General features: G+C 50.7%; 15 protein-coding genes. 7 read left to right on the plus strand and 8 right to left on the minus strand.

What is annotated here, in order from left to right; all coding sequences use genetic code 11:
* Positions 1-75: 75 nt before the first annotated feature.
* The gene (locus tag HRH59_RS17010) at positions 76-1383 is read right to left on the minus strand and encodes a peptidoglycan DD-metalloendopeptidase family protein (RefSeq protein ID WP_331460201.1); all 1308 of its coding nucleotides are present in this window, start codon (positions 1381-1383) and stop codon (positions 76-78) included.
* 187 nt (positions 1384-1570) lie between these two features.
* Here HRH59_RS17010 and tyrS point away from each other — a divergent pair, with 187 nt between their 5' ends.
* Together tyrS and acnA are read left to right on the plus strand one after the other, a co-directional pair.
* Positions 1571-2773, plus strand: coding sequence for a tyrosine--tRNA ligase (tyrS, locus tag HRH59_RS17015; RefSeq protein WP_173502480.1), 1203 nt, complete (start codon positions 1571-1573; stop codon positions 2771-2773).
* A 130-nt stretch (positions 2774-2903) separates the two neighbouring features.
* The gene (acnA, locus tag HRH59_RS17020) at positions 2904-5621 is read left to right on the plus strand and encodes an aconitate hydratase AcnA (protein WP_173502481.1); all 2718 of its coding nucleotides are present in this window, start codon (positions 2904-2906) and stop codon (positions 5619-5621) included.
* Between the two features lie 42 nt (positions 5622-5663).
* On the opposite strand, the gene HRH59_RS17025 is transcribed toward acnA, so the two are convergent.
* Positions 5664-6953 (minus strand): mechanosensitive ion channel family protein, encoded by a 1290-nt coding sequence (locus HRH59_RS17025; RefSeq protein ID WP_173502482.1) that lies wholly within the window; start codon positions 6951-6953, stop codon positions 5664-5666.
* Positions 6954-7113: 160 nt separating this feature from the next.
* Here HRH59_RS17025 and HRH59_RS17030 point away from each other — a divergent pair, with 160 nt between their 5' ends.
* The gene (locus tag HRH59_RS17030) at positions 7114-7968 is read left to right on the plus strand and encodes an SPFH domain-containing protein (RefSeq protein WP_173502483.1); all 855 of its coding nucleotides are present in this window, start codon (positions 7114-7116) and stop codon (positions 7966-7968) included.
* A gap of 11 nt (positions 7969-7979) precedes the next feature.
* On the plus strand, positions 7980-8171 hold the full coding sequence (locus HRH59_RS17035; protein ID WP_173502484.1) for an Arc family DNA-binding protein: 192 nt from the start codon (positions 7980-7982) through the stop codon (positions 8169-8171).
* A 32-nt stretch (positions 8172-8203) separates the two neighbouring features.
* On the opposite strand, the gene HRH59_RS17040 is transcribed toward HRH59_RS17035, so the two are convergent.
* Genes HRH59_RS17040 through HRH59_RS19495 form a run of 3 tightly spaced genes read right to left on the minus strand, consistent with a single transcriptional unit; the run spans position 8204 to position 9494 of the window.
* Positions 8204-9106, minus strand: coding sequence for an AEC family transporter (locus HRH59_RS17040; RefSeq protein ID WP_173502485.1), 903 nt, complete (start codon positions 9104-9106; stop codon positions 8204-8206).
* The gene (locus HRH59_RS17045) at positions 9106-9375 is read right to left on the minus strand and encodes a GIY-YIG nuclease family protein (RefSeq protein ID WP_331460202.1); all 270 of its coding nucleotides are present in this window, start codon (positions 9373-9375) and stop codon (positions 9106-9108) included. Before HRH59_RS17045 ends, HRH59_RS17040 begins: the two co-directional genes overlap by 1 nt.
* Positions 9372-9494: a hypothetical protein gene (locus HRH59_RS19495; protein ID WP_269435469.1), complete on the minus strand. Its 123-nt coding sequence runs from the start codon at positions 9492-9494 to the stop codon at positions 9372-9374. The genes HRH59_RS17045 and HRH59_RS19495 overlap by 4 nt, the downstream gene beginning before the upstream one ends.
* Here HRH59_RS19495 and HRH59_RS17050 point away from each other — a divergent pair.
* The 3 genes from HRH59_RS17050 (at position 9488) to HRH59_RS17060 (ending at position 12176) form a co-directional block, all read left to right on the plus strand.
* The gene (locus HRH59_RS17050; protein WP_173502486.1) at positions 9488-10738 is read left to right on the plus strand and encodes a DEAD/DEAH box helicase; all 1251 of its coding nucleotides are present in this window, start codon (positions 9488-9490) and stop codon (positions 10736-10738) included. The genes HRH59_RS19495 and HRH59_RS17050 overlap by 7 nt on opposite strands.
* 284 nt (positions 10739-11022) lie before the next feature.
* Positions 11023-11466 (plus strand): MbcA/ParS/Xre antitoxin family protein, encoded by a 444-nt coding sequence (locus HRH59_RS17055; protein ID WP_231702549.1) that lies wholly within the window; start codon positions 11023-11025, stop codon positions 11464-11466.
* Positions 11460-12176 (plus strand): RES family NAD+ phosphorylase, encoded by a 717-nt coding sequence (locus HRH59_RS17060; RefSeq protein ID WP_173502487.1) that lies wholly within the window; start codon positions 11460-11462, stop codon positions 12174-12176. The genes HRH59_RS17055 and HRH59_RS17060 overlap by 7 nt, the downstream gene beginning before the upstream one ends.
* A gap of 9 nt (positions 12177-12185) precedes the next feature.
* Here the strand turns inward: HRH59_RS17060 and ppiC are convergent, their stop codons facing one another.
* From ppiC to aguB, 3 genes are all read right to left on the minus strand, one after another.
* Positions 12186-12464 carry a peptidylprolyl isomerase PpiC gene (ppiC, locus tag HRH59_RS17065; protein ID WP_173502488.1) on the minus strand — a complete coding sequence of 93 codons (279 nt, stop codon included), beginning with the start codon at positions 12462-12464 and terminating at the stop codon, positions 12186-12188.
* A gap of 271 nt (positions 12465-12735) precedes the next feature.
* Positions 12736-13857 (minus strand): agmatine deiminase, encoded by a 1122-nt coding sequence (gene aguA, locus HRH59_RS17070; protein WP_173502489.1) that lies wholly within the window; start codon positions 13855-13857, stop codon positions 12736-12738.
* Positions 13858-14754, minus strand: coding sequence for an N-carbamoylputrescine amidase (gene aguB / locus HRH59_RS17075; protein WP_173502490.1), 897 nt, complete (start codon positions 14752-14754; stop codon positions 13858-13860).
* Positions 14755-14927 lie beyond the last annotated feature (173 nt).

The raw sequence follows: 14927 nt of genomic DNA on the forward strand, positions 1-14927 counted from the left end.
AAGAAAAATGCCGGTCAGCTTAACTGACCGGCATTAACCGTAAGGTGGCTTTTTTATGCTGGAACAGCGTACACCTTACGGCGCAGCGGTAGGGTTGCCGGTCGTTTTGGCCAATAATACCCGCTCTTTAGTCATCAGCTGAGCAATAATTGGCGCAGCTTGTTGACTGAACAGGCGTTTCTCTTCACCTTGCAGCGGTGTAGCCTGAGGTAATTTAACGGTCCTGGGGTTACGGTGTACACCGGACACTAAAAACTCATAGTGCAGGTGAGCACCGGTAACACGCCCGGTTCTGCCTAATTTACCGATGGCCTGGCCCTGGCGCACCTTGTCACCTTTTGCTACCTGACGTTTAGATAAATGCAGGTACTTAGTGACGATATTATTGGCATGCTGAATAAACACATAATGACCGTTCAGGTCATTGTAAGCGGACGCGATAACGCGGCCATCACCGGCTGCCATTATCGGTGTGCCCACCGGCGCAACATAATCTACGCCGTTGTGGGCGCGCACCGTTTTCAGTACCGGGTGTAAGCGGCGTGGGTTAAAGTTAGAGCTGACATACTGGAAGCTTACCGGCGCACGTAAAAATGCCTGACGCATACTGGCACCGTCGGGCTTGTAATAGTTGCCGTCGGTATGGCGCACAGCTTGGTACAGATGACCCTGATTTTGAAATTGTGCCGCAACGATATTGCCGTTGCTGATAAACTCGCCATCAACGTACTGGGTTTCATACAGCACGCTAAAGCTGTCACCGGCGCGGATATCCAAACCAAAGTCGATATCCCAACCAAAAATGCCGGCCAGATTCATAATTTGTGCTTCGCTTAAACCCGCGTCTATACCCGCGCTCCAGAAGTTACTGCGGATTTCCGCACTGGCGAACTGGCTACGCAGTTCTACTTCTTTTTTCAGTTCTTCAGCAACAAAAGTGCCCTCACTGTTACGGCTTACCCGCAAAGTGGTTAAATGGTTCAGGGCGTAACGTAATTCTTGTAATTCACCGGCGGCATTCAGGCCAAACTCCAGTTGTTCGCCCGGGAATAAACGCGTAAGCGTTTTTACCGGTTGGCCTAAGGCCAATAATTCCAGCATAACCTGTTGGCTGACATTGGCTTTTTTAAATAAAGCGGACAGTGCATCGCCTTTTTGAACCTGCAAGGTCGACCAACTTAATGAGGCATCTTCTTCCGGTAGCGCATGCAGTTCAGCAATGGCTTGCTCTTGCGCTAAGTCTTCAGCGCTTTGCGGAATGTCTAAACTGTAGCGTTTACCAATTTCCAAGCCTGTGCTTTTATGGCCTTTGGAGGCGGCGGCTTGCTCGGATGGTAGCAGTAGTACGACAGATAAAAACACCGTGGTGGCTACAATAAGCACCCGATGTTGTTTTGGGATTCTAGTGACTAATTGACGCATAATACCAGTCTGAATTCAACAAATGCACAAAAACCGAGCATATACGGTTTTTTTGCCTGACACCAGACTTTTGTGCGTTTCGCCCGGGCTTAACATGCTATAGAATGCGGTTTGTTGGCGCAATCAGGTGAAAAATCAGGAGAGTAAAATGGCGAATTGGGAGCTGGCTTTAGCTGAATTAAAACGCGGCTGCGAAGAAATTCTGCTCGAAGAAGAGCTTATTGCCAAATTAAAACAGGGCAAGCCTTTAAAAATCAAGGCTGGCTTTGATCCTACCGCACCGGATTTACATTTGGGCCATACGGTACTTATTAATAAATTGCGTAGCTTCCAACAGCTTGGTCACGAGGTGATTTTCCTGATTGGTGACTTCACCGGCATGATTGGTGACCCCAGCGGTAAAAATGTTACCCGTAAGCCGCTGAGCCGTGAAGATGTATTGGCCAATGCCGAAACCTATAAAGAGCAGGTGTTCAAAATTCTTGACCCGGCTAAAACCCGGGTGGCGTTTAACTCAGAGTGGATGAACGAGTTAGGGGCTGCCGGTATGATTAAGCTGGCATCCCGGCAAACCGTGGCACGGATGCTGGAGCGCGATGACTTTAAAAAGCGTTTTGCTAATAACCAGTCTATTGCTATTCATGAGTTTTTATATCCGTTGGTGCAGGGCTGGGATTCGGTTGCGCTTGAAGCAGACGTTGAAATGGGTGGTACCGATCAGCGCTTTAACCTGTTAATGGGCCGCGAGTTGCAAAAAGACGAAGGCCAACGCCCGCAAACGGTAATGATGGTACCGCTGCTTGAAGGCCTGGACGGCGTACAAAAGATGTCCAAGTCGCTGGGCAACTATGTGGGTATTACCGATGCGCCAAACGACATGTTCGGCAAGATTATGTCCATTTCTGACGAGTTGATGTGGCGTTACTACGATTTACTCAGTTTTAAGCCGCTTGAAGAAATCAGTGACTTAAAGCAGCAAGTTGCAGCGGGCGCCAACCCGCGTGACGTTAAAATTGTGTTGGCAAAAGAAATTATTGCAAGGTTCCATGATGAGGCCGCAGCAGAAGCGGCACATCAGGATTTTACCCAACGCTTTAGTAAAAACGCCTTACCGGATGATATTCCTGAGGTTACCGTAACCGCTGACGCAGATACGATGCCGATTGCGAATCTGTTAAAGGAAGCAGGCCTGGTAGACAGCACTTCAGAGGCTATCCGCATGATCAAGCAAGGTGCAGTGAAGCTAAACGGTGAAACTAAAGTTGAAGACACCCGGTTAGAAGTGGCTAAAGGCAGCAGCGACATTTATCAGGTTGGTAAGCGTAAGTTTGCTAAAATCAGCTTAGTTTAGTTAGGCTTAGCGCAACAAGCCGCGGTTTGTTGCGTATCTCTTCTGTAGCCCCGCTCACCGTTTAAGCCTCGTATCACTGTGCTGATGAACTACACTGTAGTTAAGCACAGCAATCAGTACGAGGTATGTTATGACCACGCCCAATCCTTATGCCGACCATCTTAGCGTCGATAAACAGCAGTACGGCATTTTCAGCCTGAACAAGGCGCAAGCGCAGTTTGGTGACATCAGCCGCTTGCCGTTTTCGTTAAAAGTATTGCTGGAAAACCTGTTGCGTAACCTCGATGGTGACACCGTAACTGAGGCCGATATTCAGGCATTGGTTGACTGGCAAAAAACCGGCAGCTCTGAGCGCGAAATTGCCTTTCGGCCGGCGCGGGTATTGATGCAGGACTTTACCGGCGTGCCGGCAGTGGTCGATTTGGCCGCCATGCGTGCGGCGGTGGCGGCATTGGGCGAAGATCCTGATAAGGTAAACCCGTTGTCGCCGGTAGACTTGGTAATAGATCACTCGGTAATGGTCGACCGCTACGCCACAGAGCAGGCTTTTACTGAAAACGTCGATATTGAGATGCAACGCAACCACGAGCGCTATGCGTTTCTGCGCTGGGGTGCTACAGCCTTTGCTAATTTTCGTGTCGTGCCGCCAGGCACCGGTATTTGCCATCAGGTAAACCTGGAGTATTTAGGCCAAAGCATCTGGACACAGCAAACCGACGATGGCATGTCGGCTTATCCGGATACACTGGTGGGTACTGACTCGCACACAACCATGATTAACGCCCTGGGCATTTTGGGTTGGGGCGTCGGCGGCATTGAAGCTGAGGCCGCTATGCTGGGGCAGCCGGTGTCAATGATTATTCCCGAAGTCATCGGCTTTGAATTTACCGGTGCATTGCAAGCCGGAATTACCGCAACGGATCTGGTACTTACTGTTACGCAAATGCTGCGTAAGCATGGTGTGGTGGGCAAATTTGTCGAGTTTTCCGGCGATGGCCTGAGCCAGTTATCTTTGGCAGATCGTGCCACTATCGCCAATATGGCACCGGAATACGGCGCAACCTGTGGTTTTTTCCCTGTTGATCAGATAACACTGGATTATATGCAGCTTACCGGACGTGATGCTGCAGTCATTGCCAGAGTTAAAGCTTATAGTCAGGCTCAGGGTTTGTGGCGGGAACAAGGTGCTAAGCCTATTTTTACCGATACCTTGCACCTTGATTTAAGCACTGTGGTAGCATCATTGGCCGGGCCTAAACGGCCACAGGATAAGGTGACGTTGACTGAACTGAAACAGCACTGTCGCGATGTCATTGCGCTTGATTTGAAAGTCAGCAAAGAGCGTGATGCACAAATGGTCAATGAAGGTGCAGCACAGCCGGAGGTGGCACAGCCAGACCGCAGCTTTGAACTGGATGGCCGGCGTATGCAACTGGATAACCATGCGGTAGTTATAGCTGCCATTACGTCCTGCACCAACACATCAAACCCCAGTGTGTTAATGGCTGCCGGTTTACTGGCCCAAAATGCTGTAGCCAAAGGGCTGAAACGGCAACCCTTGGTAAAAAGTTCGCTGGCGCCGGGATCTAAAGTGGTTACCCGCTATTTGCAACAGGCCGGGTTGATGCAACCGCTTGAGCAATTGGGCTTTTACCTGGTGGGTTACGGTTGTACTACTTGTATCGGCAACTCCGGACCGTTAGCTAAACCCATTGAAAACGCCATCAGCACTGCTGATTTAAATGTGTCTGCCGTGTTGTCGGGTAACCGTAACTTTGAAGGCCGCATTCATCCGTTAGTGAAATCAAACTGGCTGGCTTCACCGCCGTTAGTGGTAGCTTATGCGCTGGCCGGCACGGTCAATATTGATTTAAGTACAGAGCCATTGGGGCAGGACAGTAATGGTAATGATGTGTACTTAAAAGATATCTGGCCTGACAGCAAAGCGGTTGCAGCAGCAGTCGCTAAAGTGAACAGTGCGATGTTCAGCAAAGAATATGCTCAGGTGTTTGATGGCGACGAAAGCTGGCAGGCTATTGAAGTACCGCAGGCTAAAACGTATGCCTGGCCGGAGTCGACTTATATCCGTCAACCGGACTTTTTTCGTGGTCTTAGCCGAAAACCAAAGCCGGTGGCCGACATAGTGGGCGCCCGTTTACTGGCGGTATTGGGTGATTCTGTTACAACGGATCATATTTCACCGGCCGGTTCAATCAAGCAAAGTAGCCCTGCTGGTCAGTATCTGATGGATCATGGCATCGACAAGGCTGATTTTAATTCATACGGCTCACGGCGTGGTAACCACGAAGTGATGGTGCGCGGCACTTTTGCCAATGTGCGTATTCGCAATGAAATGCTGCCGGGTACTGAAGGCGGTGTAACACGGCATTATCCGTCGGGCGAGACCATGTCGATTTTTGATGCCGCTATGCGTTATCAGCAGCAAGAGCTGCCGTTAATCGTGGTAGCCGGTAAGGAATATGGCACCGGCTCATCACGTGATTGGGCCGCCAAGGGCACCTTAATGCTGGGTGTACGTGCGGTCTTGGCTGAATCCTTTGAACGTATTCACCGCTCCAACTTAATTGGTATGGGGGTGCTGCCACTGCAATTTGTACCCGGCACAGACAGGAAAACGCTGAAGTTAAGCGGTGAAGAAAGCTTTACGCTACGCGGCTTAAATAGCCTGAAGCCACGGCAAAAGCTGCAGCTGATTATTACCTATGCCGACGGTGCTAAGCAGGAGGTTGATGTGCATTGCCGCATAGATACCGGCAATGAGCTGGCGTACTACCAGCACGGTGGTATTTTGCATTATGTGCTGCGACGGATGATAGGCGAAGCCTGAGCGCAAGCAACGCGCCGCTAAGTTTGGCGCGTTGCTGTATCATTATTCTGATGCTGTTGGCAATTTGCCCGACTTAATATGCAGGTCACGCTGCGGGTAGGGTATGGTAATAGCGGCTTGCTTAAAGGCACGCCAGATAGCGACATTAATATCTGATTTTACCGTGTCGGCACCGTATTCCGGGTCGGCTATCCACACCCGCAGTTCCAGTTCAATACCGCTGTCGGCAAAGCTTTTTAACATCACTGTTGGTGCCGGTTCATTAAGTACCCGTTTGGATTTATTGGCACACTGTAACATCAGCGCCATGGCTTGCTCCGGATCGTCATCGTAACTGACCTGCACAACAATTTTTACCCGCACATTGCGGTCTTCATAGCTCCAGTTTATTACCTCTGAGGTGATAAGGTTCTCGTTCGGGATCAACGTATCGACCCCTTCACGGTTACGTACCACAACATAGCGGGCTTTAAGCTCGTGTACCCAGCCAAAGTTTTCGCCCACTGAAATAACATCACCCGGTTTTACGCTGCGATCCAGCACCAAAATAAAGCCGCTGATAAAGTTCGAAGCAATACGTTGTAAACCAAAGCCTAAGCCTACGCCCAGCGCACCGCCAAACACCGCCAGCGAGCTGAGGTTAATGCCCACGGCGTTTAAGGCAATTAAAAAGGCGATAGTAATCAGCAAAAACTTACTGAACTTGCTAAACCCCACCTGCATGCTGGGGCTGACATGTTTGGCTTTTTTTAACTGTTGGTTTAACAGCTCTGCCAGCCACAGTGCCAGCGTAAAGGCCAGAATAATCACCAGCGTAAGTTTTACTGCGCCCAACAGTGATATCCGGCTTTCACCCAGCGTAAACGCCAGCGCATCCATCAACTGCATTAGAGGAGTTAACCAGCCGGCCAGATGCAATACCACTAACAGCCAGATAGTCACGGCAATAACCGGCTCTGCCGATTTAACCAACGGACTGGATAAAAACGCTTTGCGCAGGATATACACCAGCAGACGAATTGCGCCCAGCGCCAGCGCTATTGGTATCAGCAGCTGCAGCAGGTTATGGCTTAGCTGATACAGGCTGAACAGTTCACTGCTGATTGCCAGCAATGCCGCCAGGCTAAACGGCAGTAAAATACGGTCTGAACTGCGCAGTGCCATATGGCGTAAGCCCTGGCCACCAGTGTCGGTTAAGCGCTGGCCAAGCATACGGTTAATCAACACCGCTATTAACACACAACCGACAATAGCCGCCAGTTGATACCAGAGTGAGGCTTGCTGTAACTGAATGACAAGTTGCTGCCACCAGGCTAAAAATTTTTCCGGCATAGGTTTTTCAGTTTACTAAGTTATTGTTTTACCTTAGCAGAAAAGCGAGGCTGCGCCCATTGCTCGGTGTGGTTTTCAGCATTTTTAGTGTAACAGTTGCATTTTATTATAATTGCGCTAAAGTGATATCAAAATAATATCATATCAAGAGGGTTTTATTATGTTGCAGGAACGCATGATTAACAGCAAAGGTGGCTTTGGCATGATTGGCGTGTTGCTACTGTTACAGCTGGCGGCCATTGCCGGTGTGGTGGTATTGCCGGCATTGCTGAAAATAGTCGCCCTGGTATTGGCAGTAGTGGTGTTTATCTGTTGGTTTGGTTTTTATATGGTGCACCCGAACCAATCTGCGGTATTGCAGTTGTTTGGCCGTTATGTCGGGACTGATCTTAATAATGGCCTGCGCTGGTCTAACCCGCTGTACAGCAAACAAAAAGTGTCATTACGGGTGCGTAATTTTGAAAGCAGTAAAATGAAGGTAAACGACAATGCCGGTAACCCGGTAGAAATTGCTGCTGTGGTGGTGTGGAAAGTGGTCGACAGTGCCGAGGCGGTGTTTGAAGTGGATAACTACGAAAACTTTGTCAATATTCAAAGCGAGTCGGCTATCCGTCATCTGGCCTCCAGTTATGCTTATGATGCCGGCAATGACGAGTCGATAAGTCTGCGCAGCAGCACTGATGAAGTCACTGAACTATTAAAGCAGGAAATTCAGGCCCGGCTTAATAAGGCCGGTGTGCAGGTGTTGGAAGCGCGTATCAGTCATTTAGCTTATGCGCCGGAAATTGCCAGCGCTATGTTGCAGCGTCAACAGGCTGCCGCCATAGTTGCCGCCCGGCAGCAAATTGTTGAGGGCGCAGTCGGTATGGTAGAAACCGCATTACAGCGTTTGTCTGAGCGTAATGTGGTTGAGCTGGATGATGAGCGCAAAGCGGCGATGGTTAGTAATTTGTTGGTGGTATTGTGCGGTGATCATCATGTGCAGCCGATAGTAAATGCCGGCACGCTATATTAACGGGAGTAGTTGTGGCCAAAAAAGCCTTCGCCTTACGTCTGGATGAAGCCATGCTAAGCGCTTTACAGCGCTTTGCCGATGATGAGTTTCGCAGCATTAACGGCCAGATAGAGTATCTGCTGCATGAGGCATTGAAAAAATCCGGCCGTTTGCCCGTGACAAAAAAGGCTGATGCAGACCCGGACAACGGGGCCGGCAGCTAATTTAACCGTGAATGTAACAGCGAATATAACAACTAGTGCAGCAGCCAGGACACCAGCGGCAGGGTAAGCAGGCCGGCTAAAATACCCAGGCCAATAATGCCGCTAACCAGGCGGGGCGCCAGCCCCGCCATTATCGCGATAGCGCCGGCTGAGATCATCGGTGGCATTGCCGCCTGAAACACACTGATACTCACCGCTGTGCCACTGTAACCCAGGCTAAACCACAGCAACGCCGCTAACGCCGGCATCATTACCAGTTTAATACCCAGCGCACTTAGCAGCGGTGATATTTCGCTTCTACTGAATTTAACTGTTAAGGCAAACCCCACCGCCACCATTACCACAGGTACCAGGGTAGCGGCAAGGTTATCAATCAACTGGCTCGCTAATGGCGGGTATTCGCTACCGCGCAGCAGCAGGCCCAGTGCCAGCGCAATAAAAGACGGGAAAGTGATAATTTTTAATGCAATGCCTTTCACTGTGGGTTTAGCGGCAGTGGGGCTGTACAGTGCCGCAATAATGGTGACGTACGTTGCCAGCGCAATGAAAGAGCCGACCTGATCGTACACCACCGCATAAGGCATAGCATTGCTGCCAAACAGCGCCTCCGTCATCGGAAAGCCCAAAAATGAAGTATTACCCAGCGGCAGCACAATCAGTAAAGCGCCGGTAACCTCGCGCGACCAATGCAACAACTTACTCAGCAGTAGTACCGTTGCAACCACTAGCAGCATTAAGAACCACGGCGTAATCGCCGGTATTAACAGCTCGGCAGAAAATTGCAGCTGCGGCACATTTTTTAAAATCAGTGCCGGTAGCGCCACGTACAGCACATACATATTCAACGCTATGCCGCTGTTCTCCGGCATGGTGGGCAAGCGGCGCAGCAGCACGCCTATCAGCAGATAGGCCAGTACCAGTAAAAAATTATCCATCAGATCTCACTTTGCTTATAGCGGGCAACCAGTGCCAGTTTGGCTGTTCTGGGCAGCTGTTTTAGTTGATGTTCGGCTTTAGCCGCAGCGCTTTTATCGGCAACAGGGCGCTGGTATACCAGGGTTAGCGGCCCTTTGCCGCGCAGCGCCTTAGCACCGCCGGTCAGCTCGCCGCTGTGCTGGCGCAGCCGCCTGACAGGGTCGGTACTGATGCCGGTATACAACAGGCCGTTGCCGGTTTGCACCATATACAGATACCAGCTGCTCACGGGGTTAACTCCGTGCAGCGCTGTTCTGCTATACTGCGCGCTTTAAGCCGTGAGCTGTGCTTCAGCGCAATAACGGCAACAGTAGTTAAGCTTTGGCAAAACAGGAATTTTAATGTCATTTCAATCTCTCGCCCTGGCGGCGCCTATTTTACGTGTTCTGTCAGAGCAAGGCTACGATGCGGCCACCCCGGTGCAGTTGCAAAGTATCCCGGTGATTCTGGCCGGTAAAGATGTGTTAGCAGGCGCGCAAACCGGCACCGGTAAAACCGCTGCTTTTACTTTACCGCTGCTGCAGCAAATGCTCAATGCGCCTAAGGTCGTAGCGCCAAATCAGGTGCGGGTATTGGTATTAACGCCCACCCGCGAGCTGGCGCAGCAAGTGTATGACAATGTGCGCAAGTATAGCCAGTACCTGAGCACCCGTTCAGCGGTGTTTTATGGCGGCGTATCGATAAGGCCGCAATATGATGAAGCAGAGCTGGGGCTGGATATCCTGGTGGCAACACCGGGCCGGCTTATTGACCACCTGCACCAGAAAACTGTCGATTTATCTGCACTTGAAGTGCTGGTGCTGGATGAAGCCGACCGCATGCTGGATATGGGCTTTATTGTCGATATTAAACGCATTATGGCCAAGCTGCCGGCCAAGCGGCAAACATTGCTGTTCTCGGCTACTTATTCCAGCGAAATTAAACAATTAGCTGATGAGCTGTTAAACAGCCCGCAACTGATAGAAGTGGCCGCAACCAATGCCACGGCCGAGCGGGTAGAGCAACTGGCGTATTTGGTCGACAAGCATCGCAAGCGCGAATTGCTGTCGCATGTAATTGGTAAAAACAACTGGCCGCAAGTGTTAGTGTTTGTCCGTACCAAACACGGCGCTGACCGCCTGGCGAAACAGCTGGCAAAAGACGGTTTGAAAAGCGCGGCTATTCATGGCGATAAAAGCCAGGGTGCCCGCACCAAAGCGCTGGCTGATTTTAAAGCCGGCAGTGTGCGTATTTTGGTAGCCACCGATATTGCCGCCCGCGGCCTGGATATTAACGAGCTGCCTTATGTGGTGAATTATGACTTGCCGCAAGTGTCGGAAGACTATGTGCATCGCATCGGTCGTACCGGGCGGGCGGGTAACAGCGGTGTGGCGCTAACGCTGATCACCCCGGAAGAAATCAAGGCACTGCAGGACATAGAAAAGCTTATACAACAGGTGATCACCGCGACAGTGTTACCCGGTTATGAGCACGACCCAACCTTCGTTGCACCGGAGCAAGCCCAGGCGCGCCATGGTGACGGACCGAAAAAACCGGCAAAGAAAGGTATGCTTAAAGCCAAGTTGCGGGCTAAGGCCTTAGGTAAGGCATAAAAGCTGTAAAGCGTAAAAAGTTGTTGATCAAGACCCGGTTGATGCGTATTACCATTGAACCGGTTTGCCCACGCCAACGCGCAGTAAACCCTTCCCTGGGGGCTCGATTATAAACTTCGTCCATGAAGTTTATCCTCCGGACCAGCACAGCTGTTCAAATTTGTTCCCGACGAATTTGTCACGCATCCATGCGTTCAACGGTTGGCTTAGAGCAAGCCGATTCTCGTTTCTGTCGCAGCGTCCGCTTGTCGGCTTCCTTTGCTCTTTATGTGGACATATTTACTATGTTGGTCTATATTGAGTCTGATTGGTTCAGGCATGAGGTGATTATGCAAGCCGTGCAGCTCGACAGACAAAGCCAGCGCCACAGCGCCGCTACCGGACTTAAAACGGTATTTGCCATTCTGGATAAATGGCAATGCTCGCCCGAGCAAATTCAGCGTACTTTGCAAATCTCCAAAGCGGCGTATTACAAGTACCGCAACGATCCTTACTGCGCCAGCCTGACGCAAGACCAGATAGAGCGCATCAGCTATGTGCTAAATATTCACAGTAGCCTGCGGCTGCTGTTCGACAACCCGCAAAACCTGTATGGTTTTATGGCACTGCCAAACCATAACCCGTATTTTAACGGTAACAGCCCGCTGGATATTATCAGCAGTGGCCAGTTTGCGGCGCTGTATGAAACTTTTAAACGTATCGATGCACTGCGTGGTGGCATGTGGTAACAGCGGTAAACTTACAGCAGGACGAGTTACCGCAGGTGAAACTACAGCGCCAAAAATGCTACCGGCTGATTAATTCGAAATATCCGCCGGTATCGGTGTTTGACGACGTGGCCGACGCCGATGAGTTTGATGCCTTATTTGCGCTGCAAGCTCTTACCAACCCCAGGTTACAGGCACAGGCCGGTAATTTAACTTTACTGCCACGCTATGAAATCCCGTTTGCTATTACCGGCTGCTCCTATGCCGTAGCGCCGTTCACCCATGTTAACCCCGCCGGTAGCCGCTTTTCTGACGGTCGTTTTGGTGTGCTGTATCTGGCTGATAGTGTACAAACCGCTGTCAGTGAGGTGGCCTATCATCAAGGTTGTTACTGGAGCAAGGTGCCGGGGTTGGCGTACGAGCGCTTTGTGTTTAGAGCATTAAGCTGTGAGTTTACTGACGTTAGCCTGACAGATTTAACCCGCTTGGCGCCACAGCATGCGGTTTACGCTAAAGATGACTACAGCGCAGCCCAGGCATTGGGGATCCACTTGCGTAATCAGGGGAGCGCCGGGGTGCAGTACTATTCGGTGCGTAACAGTGGGGCAATATGTTGGGGTCTGTTTAGCCCGCAATATGTAACGCAGATGCTGCAAAGTGCCCACTATGAAATGATCTGGCAAAATGGCAATATCAGCGCCATTAACCAAATTGTCAGCTACAGCGAATAGATCAGTTAATTAGCTGCGATACAGGGTTTTGATCAGGTGAAAGCCAAACTGAGTTTTTACCGGCCCCTGCACTTCTAACAACGGACCTTTAAACACGACATCATCAAAGGCTTTTACCATCTGGCCTTTACGAAACTCACCTAAATCGCCACCTTTTTTCCCAGACGGGCATAGCGAATGCTGCTTGGCCAGCTTGCCAAAGTCCGCGCCTTTAGCCAGCTGCAGTTTGAGTTTTTCCGCTTCTTCCCGGGTTTTTACCAGTATATGTAAGGCGCAGGCTTTGGACATGATTGGGCTCTTCACTGTTTAGGATTAAAAGATCGCTACGGTTACAACATCCGTTTTGGCTTGCCACAGCAACTCGCTCGCTGCTTACGTGCTCACTCAGACACTCTGTGACAACCAAACCGGAGTTCTAACCTACGCAGGTTTGAACCGTGCCAAAGGTGGAGCAAGGTAACAACTAAACAGGGCGTCTGCGGCAGGGAAGCCGCAGAGGAGCCTCCAGGGAAGGATTTACGGCGTCCCTGTGTTGTTACCTTGCGGAACTGTATACCTGTTAACGTGTTCCGGCTGGCTGTTGCTGGGTTATACAGTGAATATTACCCCCACCCAGCAAGATCTCGCGCCCAGGTACTGTTACCACCTTATGCTCTGGATACAAGCTCTGCAGGATCTCTGCAGCGACTTTATCGTTCGGGTCGTTAAAAGTTGGCAGAATCAAACCGCCGTTGCACAAATAGAAATTAATGTACGAGCCGGCCAGGCGCGCATTGGCCTCGCGCGGAATCGCACTCATGGTGGCATCTACGGTGGCATACTCTTCAGCGTTAGCAATAATAGGTGCCGGAACCGGTAGCTTATGCACCTTAATTTTACGGCCTTTGGCATCAGTGGCCGCTTCCAGGTAATCCAGCGCCGCTTTGCTACGGGCATACTGCGGATCTGTTGTATCATCAGTCCAGGCCAGCACCACTTCGCCAGGCTTGACAAAACAGGCCATATTATCAATGTGGCCGTCAGTTTCATCGTTAAAGATACCGTCGGTTAACCACAGTACTTTATCGATACCGAGATAATCGCGCATCTGCTGCTCAATTTGCTCACGGTTTAAATGCGGGTTACGGTTGCTGTTTAGCAAGCACTCTTCGGTGGTTAACAGTGTGCCTTCACCATCAACATGAATAGCGCCGCCTTCCAGCACAAAACCTTCGGTGCGATAACGCGGCAGTTGTTCTATACCCAGCACCTTGCTGGCAACCTGGTCGTCTTTATCCCACGGGAAATACAAACCGCCGTTTAAGCCGCCCCAAGCGTTAAAGGTCCAGTCGATACCGCGTACTTCACCTTGGGCATTAGTAACAAAAGTAGGTCCGGTATCACGACACCAGGCGTCGTTGTTTGATATCTCTACCACGCGGATCGGAAATTTTGTACCTGCATCTGTTAGCTGTACCAACGCATTAGCGTATTGGTTAGCGGAAGCGCCAACCGTTACCGGTTCAAAACCGGCAATGGCTTTGATAACAGCAACAAAAGCCTGTTGAGCTGGTTTGGCACCTAAACGCCAACTGTCGGTGCGCTCCGGCCACACCATCCATGTTTGTTTATGTGCGGCCCATTCAGCTGGCATACTAAAGCCATCAGCGCGTGGTGTGCTGTTTAGTGTTGTAAAAGCCACTTAGTTACCACCTTGTTTAACAGGTTGTTTGGTTTCGCCATCTTTGGTCATTACTGCACCGTAGATATCGATACGACGGTCACGGAAAATGCCCCAGGCACGGCGGGTGGCAGCAACAGCGTCTAAGTCAAAGGTATGCACCAGCACGGCTTCTTCTGTTTCGCCGGCTTCCTGTACCTTGGCACCGGTTTCGTCGGCAATAAAAGAGCTGCCATAGAAGGTAATATGGTAATCACCTTCGGTCTCGGTACCAATACGGTTAGAGGCAATCAGTGGCATTAAGTTGGCCGCGGCGTGGCCTTGTTGCGTGCGCTGCCAGTGATCGCGTGAGCTGATTGTTGGGTCGTGCGGCTCGCTGCCAATAGCGGTAGGGTAGAACAGCAGCTCAGCGCCCATTAATGCCATGCTGCGGGCACACTCCGGAAACCACTGATCCCAGCAAATGCCGACACCGATTTTGGCGTACTTGGTGGCGAATACTTTAAAGCCGGTATCGCCCGGCGTGAAGTAATACTTCTCGCTATAGCCCGGGCCATCCGGAATATGGCTTTTACGGTACGTTCCCAGGTTTTCACCGTCGGCGTCGATAATAACCACGCTGTTATACAGGCAGTTACCGGCACGCTCGTAAATGCTGATTGGCAATACCACGTTCAGCTCTTTGGCAATCTTAGTAAAATGCGCCACGGCTTTGTTTTCCGCCACGGTAGTGGCGAAGGCTAAATAATCCGGTTTTTGCTTCTGGCAGAAATAATTGCGTTCAAACAGCTCCTGCAGCAGGATGACCTGCGCACCTTTAGCTGCCGCATCGCGTACTAAACGCTCGCCACGGGCAATGTTTTCATCCACATTCCAGCCGCCAATCATTTGGGTTGCAGCAACGGTTACATTACGCATCAGTTATCTCCGACAGAGGGTAAAACCAACAGGCTAGCATCCATATAGATACTTGCCAAACAGGGCGCGAAAAATGCCGTATTTTCGCCCTGTCGTCAACGCTTTTTGCTAAAAAAACAGCAGCGGAAAACACATGGATGTCCGCTGCTGTAAACAGCTGATATACGACCTGA

It is taken from the genome of Rheinheimera lutimaris (genome assembly GCF_013283795.1).
GTDB lineage: Bacteria > Pseudomonadota > Gammaproteobacteria > Enterobacterales > Alteromonadaceae > Alishewanella > Alishewanella lutimaris.